12 protein-coding genes are annotated in these 12,523 nt (G+C 46.1%); 1 reads left to right on the top strand and 11 read right to left on the bottom strand.

The window, feature by feature from the left end:
• Nucleotides 1-51: 51 nt before the first annotated feature.
• The 10 genes from HMPREF1222_RS12265 to HMPREF1222_RS12220 all read right to left on the bottom strand — a co-directional run bounded on the left by HMPREF1222_RS12265 (nucleotide 52) and on the right by HMPREF1222_RS12220 (nucleotide 10,829).
• Nucleotides 52-2,187, bottom strand: a complete 2,136-nt coding sequence (locus HMPREF1222_RS12265) for a methyl-accepting chemotaxis protein (protein ID WP_244870180.1) — start codon at nucleotides 2,185-2,187, stop codon at nucleotides 52-54.
• 14 nt (nucleotides 2,188-2,201) lie between these two features.
• The gene (locus tag HMPREF1222_RS12260) at nucleotides 2,202-3,527 is read right to left on the bottom strand and encodes an ABC transporter substrate-binding protein (RefSeq protein ID WP_016519651.1); all 1,326 of its coding nucleotides are present in this window, start codon (nucleotides 3,525-3,527) and stop codon (nucleotides 2,202-2,204) included.
• Between the two features lie 193 nt (nucleotides 3,528-3,720).
• Nucleotides 3,721-4,581, bottom strand: coding sequence for a GTP 3',8-cyclase MoaA (locus HMPREF1222_RS12255; protein ID WP_016519650.1), 861 nt, complete (start codon nucleotides 4,579-4,581; stop codon nucleotides 3,721-3,723).
• Entirely contained in the window at nucleotides 4,571-5,050 is a 480-nt protein-coding gene (gene moaC, locus HMPREF1222_RS12250; protein WP_016519649.1) for a cyclic pyranopterin monophosphate synthase MoaC, read from the bottom strand. Before moaC ends, HMPREF1222_RS12255 begins: the two co-directional genes overlap by 11 nt.
• Nucleotides 5,031-5,465, bottom strand: coding sequence for a putative toxin-antitoxin system toxin component, PIN family (locus tag HMPREF1222_RS12245; RefSeq protein WP_016519648.1), 435 nt, complete (start codon nucleotides 5,463-5,465; stop codon nucleotides 5,031-5,033). The genes moaC and HMPREF1222_RS12245 overlap by 20 nt, the downstream gene beginning before the upstream one ends.
• Nucleotides 5,462-5,749, bottom strand: a complete 288-nt coding sequence (locus tag HMPREF1222_RS12240) for a type II toxin-antitoxin system RelB/DinJ family antitoxin (protein WP_016519647.1) — start codon at nucleotides 5,747-5,749, stop codon at nucleotides 5,462-5,464. The genes HMPREF1222_RS12245 and HMPREF1222_RS12240 overlap by 4 nt, the downstream gene beginning before the upstream one ends.
• 143 nt (nucleotides 5,750-5,892) lie before the next feature.
• Nucleotides 5,893-7,026, bottom strand: a complete 1,134-nt coding sequence (tgt, locus tag HMPREF1222_RS12235; protein ID WP_016519646.1) for a tRNA guanosine(34) transglycosylase Tgt — start codon at nucleotides 7,024-7,026, stop codon at nucleotides 5,893-5,895.
• Between the two features lies 1 nt (nucleotide 7,027).
• A complete protein-coding gene (locus tag HMPREF1222_RS12230; protein WP_016519645.1) occupies nucleotides 7,028-9,016 on the bottom strand; it encodes a hypothetical protein in 1,989 nt (662 codons plus the stop codon).
• A gap of 15 nt (nucleotides 9,017-9,031) precedes the next feature.
• Nucleotides 9,032-10,108: a class I SAM-dependent methyltransferase gene (locus HMPREF1222_RS12225; protein WP_016519644.1), complete on the bottom strand. Its 1,077-nt coding sequence runs from the start codon at nucleotides 10,106-10,108 to the stop codon at nucleotides 9,032-9,034.
• A gap of 73 nt (nucleotides 10,109-10,181) precedes the next feature.
• A complete protein-coding gene (locus HMPREF1222_RS12220; RefSeq protein ID WP_016519643.1) occupies nucleotides 10,182-10,829 on the bottom strand; it encodes a redox-sensing transcriptional repressor Rex in 648 nt (215 codons plus the stop codon).
• Nucleotides 10,830-11,067: 238 nt separating this feature from the next.
• On the opposite strand from HMPREF1222_RS12220, the gene HMPREF1222_RS12215 reads away from it, so the two are divergent.
• The gene (locus tag HMPREF1222_RS12215) at nucleotides 11,068-11,811 is read left to right on the top strand and encodes a HEAT repeat domain-containing protein (protein WP_016519642.1); all 744 of its coding nucleotides are present in this window, start codon (nucleotides 11,068-11,070) and stop codon (nucleotides 11,809-11,811) included.
• A 162-nt stretch (nucleotides 11,812-11,973) separates the two neighbouring features.
• Here HMPREF1222_RS12215 and HMPREF1222_RS12210 read toward each other — a convergent pair whose 3' ends face one another.
• Nucleotides 11,974-12,339, bottom strand: coding sequence for a VOC family protein (locus tag HMPREF1222_RS12210; RefSeq protein WP_006188054.1), 366 nt, complete (start codon nucleotides 12,337-12,339; stop codon nucleotides 11,974-11,976).
• Nucleotides 12,340-12,523: the final 184 nt, after the last annotated feature.

Genomic DNA, 12,523 nt, shown 5'->3' with positions numbered 1-12,523 from the left:
ATTTCAGACGGTACTTTTTATGCTATTCCCTCAAAAAATCGGAAGTTTTACTTATCTTTCGGTTTTAAACTTGCCTACTTCCAAGACAAGACCGTCTATACTTTGCTTATTTTTGACAGCAATTTCAAGAGACTCTTGGGCAGCCTCGTTGATCAGTTCAGTCTGCGAGGCGATATCCTCTATATTTTCCCGTAAAATGCGTGTTAAGTCATCCAACCGTTTCGTTGCCGAAACAACCTTTTCGCCATCGGCAAGCATATCGCCGGAACCGCTCTTTACTTCATTTGTTACGCCGGTAACATCGTTGATGATGCCCCAGATAATTTTTCCATTTTCTTCCTGCTCATCCATTGCCTGCACTACTCCTTCAATAGAGGTACTTAATCCTTTGGAATAGCTGGAAATGATATTAAACTTTTCAACGGCGCCGGCAGCAGCACTCGCAAGCGTATCGATTTCAACAGAAAGATTTTTCAAAGTGATGGAAATTTTTTTACCTTGCGTACTGGATTCTTCTGCAAGCTTTCTAATCTCGGAGGCAACAACAGCAAATCCCTTACCGGCTTCTCCCGCATGTGCAGCCTCGATTGCAGCGTTCATTGCAAGCAGGTTCGTTTGACTCGCGATATTTTCGATTACGGCGCCGGCCTCGATCAAATCGCCCGATGCTTCCGATATCCGCTGCGATACCTCATTTGCTTTTACCAGCGTTTCGCGGCCGTCATTCGTAGCCGCAGAAAGATTGCGGATAACCTCTCTGGTTTCTACGACGTTTTCACCTACGGTATCGATACTGTGCGACATCTTATCAAAGGATGCGGAGGATTCATCGACCATAGCGGCCTGCTTACCGATACTCTCATCCAGCAGCCGCAGCGTTGTTATGATATGCTCGATAGCGGCAGCCGTACCGGATACGCTTTCTTCCTGTTCGACAAACCGTTTTTTCAAGTCGTCAATACCGGCGGTAATATTTGAAACCACTTGGCTGACTGACATCATGTTGCTTTCGAGATCTGAACCGACGGATTCCATCTCACGGGAGTCCGTTCCTACCCTTTGAATTGAGTTTCTCAATTTAGCAATAGTCTGATTAAAGTACGCCGACAGCACACTCGTTTCATCTTTACCGCTTGCAGGTAATTCTATCGTAAGGTCTCCCTCACCTTGTGCAATATTCCTAAGTGCTGCGATAACGTGATTGATCGGGCGGGTAATATTCCGTGCAATATAGAATCCAAGCGCTATGGCAACTACCAATTGAATTAACGCGATAAGAATAAACGTTTTTATCAGATTTGAAACGTTCTCCGCCATAAACTCCGACACGGGCGCCGTTAAAAGGAGCGTCCAATCCGCATACCTCATCGAAGCGACGGCGGATATAGACTGCGTTCCTTTTATTTCCGATACATTGACTGAAGATTTATGAGAAGCAAGCGATTGTTTAAGAAACTGTGCGAACACACTTGTGTCGCTTCCGATTATTTCGCTGTAGATACTTTTATAGAGAATTTCAGGGCGTCTGTTTCCTAAAATAGTACCGGACGAACTGACCAGATATGCAGTTCCCGTTTCGCCGACAATAATATCGCTTATCAAATTTGAAAGCGCATCACCCAAGACGGTAGCATTGATAACGCCGGTAATTTTTCCTTGTAAATCCCGCACGGGAATTGCGACGATGAAAATATACCTCCGGTCGGAAGAGGACTGTACAGGTTCCGTAATAACATATTTCCCTTTACGTGCCGATTGGAACCAATCGGTATTTGAAATCCTTTCAACCGTGTTATCAGTCCGATAGAGCATACCGTCAAGACCGCTGATACCGAAGCTAAGCCAACCGCGCTGTTTTTGCATTTGAATTTCATTTTTAAATAATTCTATTTTTTCTTGGTATGATACCGTTTCATCCTGAACGGCAGGTAGATTTGAAAAAGCTTCCAGTTTTCCGAATAATGCTTGAGAGCGTTCGTCCAAAACTTTTGAAGAGCTTTTAACCAATTCCTTTAAAAAATATTCGGTATTATTCATGAGGGAAACGGATGCAAGATATACCGCAACAATATAAACAATCAGTAAAATAAAAACCGAAAAAAATGCAAAAGAGGTTATCATTTTATTTCTGATTGAAAAAAATGAAGTGCCTCTCTGCGCACCCGAAGCAGTGTGTGCCATCATCATATTCTCCCGTAATTTTATTCTTTCAGCGTAGCGTTGGAATTCCGCACAAAGCGGTTCAGCGCAGCTTGAACATCACTTCCCGAAGCGGTTTCTTTTAAGAGTGCATTCCAATATTCACGCATCTGCGCAAAGCCGGTAATGTTATTGTAATACTGTCCGAAAAATCGCTGGAGCACTGAATTATAGAGTATTTCGGCATCTTCCGTTTCAATTTGAATTTTAGAGCTTGCAGGAAAACCGCCTGTCGCGTTGATAAGTTTCGGAGCCCATACCTCGTCGGTAGCGGCAAAGTGCAGGAATTTTTTTGCCGCCTTAACTTTATTTGCATTACCGTTTTTAAAAACGCAGGCGCCGCCCGCTAAAAATTCAAGTAGAGGTGCACCGGAGTCATTCGGAAACGGCATATAGATCGGTGTAAAATTCTTCCCTTTATATTGCCGTTTGCCGTCATTCATTTTATTAAGCTGAGGCGAATAAAGAATGGTATGAGCAGCTTTTCCGGAAACGAACATCGAAATGGCATCGTTTGAGGTAAGATCCTTTCCGTCGAGCAAGAGGCCTTGTTTCATAGCACGCACCGTCCAATTCACATTGCGCACTGCTTGGGCGGAATTGTAAATATAACTGGAATAATCTCCGTTTAAAAGATTCGCATTGCCGTACAGGTTAACCAAAAATGCCCGCGTACCTTGATCGCCGCCCATATTTTTATAATAGAAAACGCCCGGGACGGTTTCTGCAGGAAGCCGCTCTTTCAGTGCGGTTAAAAGCCGTTCATATTCTTCAACAGTCCACTGACGGTCTCTCCGCTTATAGGGCAGTAAATCAATAAGGCGCAGGTCTTCGAGCATTTCCTTATTAAACGCCATAGAAAAAGCGCCTTCGTGCATCGGATACATATAAGTGCGTCTGTCTTTACCGGCGGAAACGGTCAAAAGTTCGGTAGTGATATACGGTTTTTCCGTCGCAAGCACATCGTCAAGAGGTTCCAGTAAACCTCTTCCCGCCCATCCGATAATACGGCCGGGGGCATCATAGATAATATCGGGCGCCTTACCTTCGGCTATGGCTTTTTCAATTTTTTCAGCCCCATCGGTAAAACCGATCAACGTAAAATGCACTTTGATTGAAGGATTTTCTTTTTCAAACGCCGCGATCAAACTTTTCTCAAAATCGCCTTCAATACCGGTGTCGGAGGTAAAATTAGGAAACGACCAAAATTCAATTTCCGCAGCTGCATCGGCCGTTTTGCTATTCATACATCCCATAAACAAAACCGCCGAGAGAGCGAGCAGCATAAGCAAATTACTTTGCAATAAACCGTGAAAAAATTTCTTCATTACAGCACCTTGATATTTTGTGTTAAAAATTTTCGGCGTATTGTAGCATAAGCGGTAAAATATAACAATCAGTATTACGCGGGATTGGAGTAAGACAAATGCATCAAATTTTTTCAAAGAGCCTTACTGCATAAAACAGTGCGTGTTCAACAGCGGGTTCAGCTGTTCCGCACGGTTATTTCGTCTCCGGTTTTTAAAAGTCCGCCTGTAAGCACTTTCGCGAATATTCCGTTTGTCGGCATAATACATTCGCCCATGGTGTGAAGGGCTTGATGACCACTTCAGCAGTCAGCCGTACCCGATTGTACGAAGAACAAAAAACATCGTGTACCGCCGAAATAAAACCGACCCGTTTACCGTCTCCGAACCGATAATACTGCGCGGGGCCGTTGCTTCTAAAATCATCTTTTTTAATATCGGGATGATGCCGCTTAATCAAATTGAATAAGTCCGCATTTGTTACCCTCGTCCGTTCCGCGATACCGATGGGCATCAGCTCTATAAACCGCACCGTGATACCTTTGCGTGAAAAAAAATCGAGCACATCGAGCAATTCTGCCAGCGTGCTGTTCCCGCTGACGACGGTATTCACCTTGAGGGCGATACCCAGTTCCTGCGCCGTGTCTATTCCGCGCAGCACCTCTGCCAGCCCGTCTTTGCGGCATATCTTCGTAAAGTTTTCTCTATTGACCGTATCGACACTGACATTGACCGCGTCTATCCCCGCCTCTTTTAGCTTCTCGGCCGCCTGTTCAAGCAGATACCCGTTTGTCGTCAGTGTAACCTGCTCAATGCCTTCAAGCGCTTTTAAATCCTTGATAAGAGCACACACGCCCTTTCTAACCAGCGGTTCGCCGCCGGTAATTTTGATATGTTTGATACCGATCCGAGGAAGTAACCGGCCTATCCTGATAATCTCCTCAAACCTGAGAATTTGATCATGCGGAATAAATCCGACTCCTTGAGCGGGCATACAGTAACGGTACCTGAAATTACACCGGTCGGTTACGGATATTCTGATATAATCGATTTCCCGCAGGAACCTATCTTTCATAGAGGCCGCTCTTTCCACCGTCTTTCTTCAAAAGTTCTATTCCCGATATACACATCGAACGATCCAGCGCCTTGCACATATCGTATATCGTCAGCAACGCGGCGGAAACACCCGTCAGCGCTTCCATCTCAACGCCCGTCCGTCCGGTAGCGCCGACCGTACATACAGCCTCGATTTTACATTCCGCTTCGTGCAGGGTAAAGTCAATACCGGCGCTCGTAACCTGCAGCGTATGGCAGAGGGGGATAAGCTCCGGCGTCTTTTTTACCGCCATAATTCCGGCAACCCGCGCAATTCCCAACACATCGCCTTTTTTGACGCTGCCTTCCCGCACCGCAAGAAAGGCCTCCGCGCTCATGCTGATAAAACCGTGCGTAACCGCTATTCTTTTTGTCTCATCCTTGCCGGCAACATCCACCATTACGGCTTTACCGGAGGAGTCAAAGTGATTAAGTTGTTTTCTTTCCATAATTTTTTTCAAGTATATCCACTAATTCAGCCGGTGTTACTATAAAAGATTTTACCGGAAAATGCTTTCCATTCCCTGTAACCAAGAATGTCCCTTTATCCTTTGTTGTCAATGTAACTGCATAAAATACCACATCTTTCGGATCCGGCATTTCTTCCTTAACTTCAACAATATCTGTTACTTCTAATCCATTAGTGACTATATCGTGTATTACAGCCGATACAATTTCCTCAGATAACTTAAATTTTTCTCTTCTCAACACTTCATAGTATCCTTTTACTATATCCGAAGAATATACCGGCACTATTTTATTTTGAGAGAGATATCGTAATATTTTTACAGTCGAGGCATTTTCATTTCGTGTTATCAAGGCTGAAACTAAAACATTTGTATCAACAACAACATATTTTTTCATTCGTGAAATGCCTGCTTTCTGGTTTCGGCAATTTCTGCATTTATTTCTTCCAGCGACATTTCAGGAACATTATTTTCTTGAATACTTTTTCGAACTTGATCATATAGTTGCCATCTGTTATTTTCTTCTCGTAATTCAAACGGCAAGCCTCCCACAGCAATACTTTTCTTGAAAAAAATCCTTATTGCAGTCGGTAAATCCAAGCCCAAATTTTCATATATTCTTGAAACATCTTCTTTAATTTCTCTATCGACTTTTAACTGTACTAATGTTGCATTGGCCATATACATCTCCATACTTATGCATACCTTAGTATGTATTATTTCATTATTTACAAATATAATCAACATACCCCGACCCAGTACCGCCACCGTTCATAGCGGTATATGGAGTGCTCCACTCTTTCGCAATGCCTTATTCACAAGCTCTAAATTCTTCCATAATAATCTTTCAAGAAGCTGCGATAGTATTCCGAAAAGCGATCTTCGGTAATTGACTCCCTGATTTCGGCAACCATTCGATGGAGAAATGCTAAGTTGTGGTAGGTTGCAAGCATCGAATACAGAATCTCCTTACAGCGGAACAGGTGCCGCAGATACGCGCGGCTGTAATTCCGGCATACCTTGCAGGAGCAGCTCGAATCGATTGGGCCGAAATCGTATTCATATTCTTTCTTTTTAATTGAGATGGAGCCGGTACGGGTAAACAAGTTTCCGTTCCGGGCATTCCGCGACGGGAGTACGCAGTCAAAAATATCGACGCCGTTCTTTACCGCCTCTAAAATATAATCGGGGGTGCCGATTCCCATCACATAGAGCGGTTTATGTTTGGGAACATGCGCGGCGGTAAAGGCTAAAAATTCCTTGTATACTTCCTCAGGCTCGCCGACGGAAAGGCCGCCGATTGCAATGCCGTGCGGATCGCATTCCATAATCGATTCGATACTTCTGAGGCGGAGGTCTTCAAAAAAGCCGCCTTGTATAATCGGGAAAAGGCTTCCCTCGTACCCTTCGGTGCGATCCCATTCCCGTACCGCCCGCTGCATCCACGCCGTTGTCAGCGTCAAAGCTTTTTCGGTTTCCTTCTTGGAAATACCGTAGGGAGAACAGATATCAAGCTGCATTTGAATGTCGCTATTAAAGGCGGCCTGCACCTGTACCGCGATTTCAGGGCTTAAAAACTGCCTGCTGCCGTCGATATGGCTCTGAAACGTTACGCCTTCTTCCTTGATTTTCCGCAGCTGAGACAGCGAGAATACTTGGGACCCGCCTGAATCCGTCAAAAAGTTTTTATTCCAACCGGAAAACCCGTGCAGCCCGCCCGCCTGCTTGATAACGTCCATACCCGGCCGCAAAAAAAGGTGATAGGTATTTGCCAAGATGATTTCAAAGCCTATTTCGTGCAAGTCATCTTTGGTCATGCCTTTTACCGTCGCGGCCGTCCCGACCGGCATAAACGCGGGAGTCTGTACCGTACCGTGCGGCAGGCTTATCACCCCCGCGCGGGCAGCGGAGCCCGTGTCCTGATGCAAAAGCGTATAGATATTTTTCCGTTCTCTCATATTACAATCCTTTTAAATAGGCCGGCCTGTCTGCGGGCGGTAGTGCGCATGCTTCTATCAGCGCATCGCTTGAATCGGCAACAACCGTGCTTTCGACCGATTCGATCGCTCCGATAAAAAAGCAGTCCCTTTCCGTTATCACCTGTACCCGATCATGTTTGTAGAGTACCTGTACGGGAAAAGCACCCCGCTCCGAAAGCTCCACATTGGACGCGCTTACAGGAGCTTCAAGCGCTTTTTCCATAGCCTTTGCCGCCGCCTCAGCTTCTTCCGATGAAAAAATCGGCAGCCAGTGATAAAACTTCACGTCAAACCATCCGGCCTGAGCAGAGGAAACAATCTCCAAGCCGGAAATACCGTACACGGAGCCCCCGTTAAGCGATTCGATAACCGCTTTTTTATAACGAGCGAACTCATCCTTCGCGTCCGATCCGTTCTCCTCTACTGAAGCATCTCCAGCGTATACGGTATCGGCACTCCGTACAGATTCACAAAAACTAAGGAACTCCTGCGGCGTGTAATAAATTTTTTTGCGCTCGTAGGCTTCGCGTGTTTTTCCGGTTACGTATAAATGCACCATGAGGCCGTCGTATAAGGCGGCGGCTTTATTTTTGGTATAAGCGCCGGTTACCGTTTGATCGAGCGTCCCGACGGCGGTATAAAACCCGTACACCACCGCTTCGGCAGACATACCTGCCGTCTCCGGCGGCTTCCGGACATATTGCACAATAGCCGCCGTTACGGCAATAAGCGCGACACAGACTGCCGCCGCTGCCGCAATTTTTGCGCGGTTGCGGACAAAAAAACGCTTGCGGGTGATACGCTTCCGCGCCGTTTGAACAAAGGCCTTGAGCGCCGCTTGTGCTTCCGCCGCCGGCGCCTGCCCGCCGCCTTTCAGCGCATCTGTCTGCTGCGCCTGTACACCGGTCTGCCGTCCGCCGGCGAAGAGCGGCAGCGATTCATCGCAATAGCTGCAGAGCTGTTCCGTAAGCGGCAGCTGTGGCGCAGTGCGGCGGTTCGCCGCCGTATCCGTATTGCCGCTGTCCGCCGTTTTTTCAAAGCTGGCGCTCTTATGTCCGGCGGCTCTGACAGCGGTATGTTCTGCGGCTTTAGCGCTCCCCTGCCCCGCGGTTACAGCTAAGCCGCAATCGATGAGCTGCGCAAACCGCGGGAGCAGCGCCGGACAGCGAAGTTCTACCGGCACATACACGCCGTCCCGTATATTCTGCACAAGCCGTTCCGCCACGCCGCTGTTCCGCTCAACCGTATATGCTGCGCCGTCGTTTTCATTATGAAGGCCACCTCTACAAGTGCTGCCGGTGCCGCAAAGTCCGCCGGCATCTACCGCTGCAAACGGGACGGCGGCGCTGTTAAAAGGCGGCGCTCCGGTGATACAGGCATAGCTGAGCGTTGCTAAGAAAAACGACGCAGCATCGTCAAGCGGCACTCGTTCCGCATCAGGATGTACCCACGGATAATGAAACCGAAGCGCTGCTGCAGTCTCAGCAGTAACGCAGCGGAGCGTTAATCGGGGCGGCAGTACGATAAGGTCTTGAGCGCCGCCGTCGGTTCCTCCCTCGATCAGCAAACACAAGGGGGCAGACATAGCTGCTCGGAAAAAAGCTTCGCTTACCGTACCGTTTTTATACGCGGCGATAAAGCCCGAAAAAAGCCGGTACAGCCTCCGCAGCGAAGTTTCAGCCTCGCGGAGTTTTTGCGCCTCGGTATAAACCGAATCGATAAGCGGACGGGCATCCCGCAGCGGCAGCACAATTCCAACCTCTTCCCGCCCTTTTTCCGTATTAAAAAACGTAAGGGTTTCGTTAAGATAAAACTCCTGCACCGTCCCGTCGGGCGCAATGCGGAAACAGACATCGTGAATATAATCGACGGCAGCCGAATGTGCAAATACTCGAGGTTCCATCCCCGAAGCAAGGAGGCAATACTCGGCACCGTTTATTTGATGTATTGTTATCGGATTTTCAATCATACGCTTTATTGTATCCTAATACGAAAAGGAATCTGACGCATTGGCCTTATCCATCGCTATCTTCCATAAGCGGTGAATTTTTTTATTCCGAAAATCTTCCGGTATCGACTGAGCGCTGATGTCCTGCACGGTAAAGAGCGTATTTTGATAAACAAACCTATCTTTTCCCGCAGTGCCGGATGGTCTATCCGAAAGTTCCGCCGCGTTAAACCGCAATGTCCGCGAATTGGTGGAAAAGTACAGCACCCCTTCCGCCGACAATACCTTACAGCAGCTGCGGATTAAGTCTTGCCAGTGCCGGTTCACATCGAAAAATTGAGGAGTCCGCTTCGAGTTTGAAAATGTCGGCGGGTCGCAGATGATGATATCCCAGCGCTCTTTCCGCTTGGCAGCCTGTTCCAAAAAAAGGCGGACATCGCTTTGTACAAAGGTGCAGCGGGCAGGATCGTCAACACCGTTCAGCTGAGCATTTTGATATGCCCATTGCAGATAGTTTTTAGATAAGTCAACCGAGCAAACCTGCCGCGCGCCGCTTACCAGCGCATGAACGGAAAAAGACGCGGTATAGCAAAAAAGATTCAGCACCGTCTTACCGGCGGCACTTTCGGCAACCGCGATGCGTGCAGGCCGGTGATCAAGAAATAAACCGGTATCGAGGTAATCGGACACATTGATAAAAAAGCGGCACTTACCTTCCCGCACGATAATACGTTTTCCGCTATCGGCAATCTTTTCATACTGCGCTTCGCCCCGCTGCCGCTTACGGCATTTCTCATACACCTGCGCCGGAGGAATCTGTAAAGCCGCACAAAGCGCTTCCGTCAACTCAGAAAGAGAGGCAGCTGTTTTTCCTTCTTTGGTAGTGTAATTATGATCAGTAGACCGTTCATATTCGGTAAGCACGGCAAATATCAGCCCTGTTACATCTTCAATATAAAGATCGACGGCAACGGGAATTTCGGGAATGTCTCTATCATAAAGCCGATAGGCAAAAATACCAAGCCGGCGTGCATATTTTTTTAGGTGTTTGTACCGCTTCACCAAGCGGTTATAAAAAAGAGCTGCTTGCTGCGGAGATTTTGAAGGAGTCATAAGGCTGTTCTATGATGGGGCTTTAACATATACATTTCTTAAAGTCCCATATCCGTAAATAAAAAAATAAATGTTATTCGCTTGCTTGCTGAATACGGGTATTCATCATCACGCCTAAAAGGGCATAACCTGAGGTAAGGTCTTCCTGCTGCACAAGTACATTGTCGGGCACTTTTATTTTAACATTCGTAAAATTCCAGATTGCATCAATTCCCGCTTCTACCAATCGGTCTGCAATGAGCTGCGCACTGGGGGAAGGAGCGGTTAAAACCGCTAAAGCAGGATGCAAAACGTTAATTTGTTCCGTTAATTCGTTCATACCGAAAATCGGAATACCGTGAATTTTTTTGCCGATCTTTTTTTTGTCGCTGTCGAAAGCCGCACAAATTTCCAATCCGTGATCCCTAAATCCCTGATAGCCGGTGAGTGCGGTGCCAAGATTTCCTGCGCCGATAAGGACGGCTTTTTGCAGCGTATCCCAGCGGAGAAAATGTTCAATAGCTGCAATGAGCTCTTCAACCGGATATCCCTTTTTCGGCTTGCCGATAATACCGGTAATCGCTAAATCCTTACGCACTTGGATGGGTTCCAGATGTAACTCTTCAGCGATAACGGTGCCGGAAATATAGGGATTCCCATCTGCTTGAGCTTGCTTTACTATATGTAAATATGACGGTAATCTTCTGATGGACGGTACTGCAGGTATCTTTAACTTTTTCATTCGCATCACACCTTATTTAATAAAACTCAAGGATCAACTATTTTATAATCCTTTATCGTATTGTTCTATGATATAAGTAAAAGTATGAAAGGTCAAGCGGTAATTTTTCGGTGGTCAGATCAAACCTCTTAGATATTTTTTAAAAGTATGCCTCTTGACACTTGCAAAAAAATAACTAACAATAAGTTGGTATTCTAGTAAAATACCAACTTTGAACAAAAGGAAGGGGGTCGTTATCATGCGGCACAAATTTTTGATACTATCACTGGCTTTAGCACTGCTTACCGCTCCGTTTATTTGCGCACAAAATAAAAACGCTGCAAAAAACGATAAGAACGGTGAATCCGACAGTATGATTACCGTCGAACAGGCATACCTCAATTCAATTGAGGGCGTTATGATTAAGGAAATGGTTGCCGCTGAAGGGCGCGACTCAAAACTCGTTGCCTTGCAGTATATCGAAGAAGCATTGAATGAAGGACGCCAATCCGAAGAAATTCAAGCGGCTTTAAGTACGCTCGCAACGGAAGGCCTTTCAACCGTTGTTAGAGAAGACGGCAGAGTGGTAAATAATTATCCTGAAATAAGACGCCGTGCCTGCGAATTGCTCGGACAGATGGGTACCGAGAAAGCAAAGGATTCATTAATTACGGTTATGTATACCGATAATGAGCCGTCCGTTATTACCGCTGCAGTCAAATCGCTCGGCGAAATCGGAAAAAACGACAACGATGAAGTATTCAATATGATCAACTGGATTGCCCGTAAATTCGATACGGTTAATCCGACAAGCTCACTCGCACTTGAAATCCTTAACACCTTTGAAAAGATGTCCGGTTCGGTTACGAACAAAAAAGAGATGTTTGAAACGGTTATGCGCATCGCAAACAACTACAGCTATGTAACTCCTGTAAGAACAAGAGCTTATGAAGTTATGCGCAGCATTTCGAACTCCAACTCGGAGCAAAAACAGAGCAAATAGCGCTTAACCGGTTATTCACAGGAGACGCTCTAACATCTTTGCTCTTTGGAGAGTCTCCGGTAACAACCTCAAAGCCCGCTATAAAAAGCGTTGTAAATATTTTACAACGCTTTTTATTTATCCGCTATATAAGAGATTACGAAGTTTTCTTTTACCCCTGCCTTATTTAGCTTCAATAAAGTCTATTTCGATTCCATTGGGATCGACCGCCGTTAATATCTTTTTACCGTCTTTAACAGTCCGCGGCTGCATGATAATACGGACATCTTTAGAGCGAAGATATTTTTCCGTCTCTCCGATCTGATTCACATTAAAAGTCAGCGAAATAGAGTTTTCTTTTTTTACCTTTGAATGATCGTTATGAATAAGCTCAAGCCGGCCGTTTGATTTAGGGTCGTACAAAAAAGCAATCTGCTTGCCCGGCGCTGCTGACATCATAGACTCAAAGGTGAGTCCAAGCACCTTTTCATAAAACTGTAATGATTTTTCCATGTTGTCGGTTCTAATGACCACACTGTTCATCTGCATCTTTTACTCCTTAGCAGATACCGATATTCCGGAATCTGTGACACTTAAAGTATACCCGACAACGAATAATTTTGCAAAAGAAAAGAACAAGACAGTATCTTGCATTAAGCAGGGGTTTCCCGTACAATCGCAGACAAGGAGTGCAAAATACAAGCCGTACAAATAGCACGGCTTGTATTCACCC

This window comes from Treponema vincentii F0403, assembly GCF_000412995.1.
Taxonomy (GTDB): Bacteria; Spirochaetota; Spirochaetia; order Treponematales; family Treponemataceae; genus Treponema; species Treponema vincentii.
This window is presented reverse-complemented; position numbering and strand designations above follow the sequence as displayed.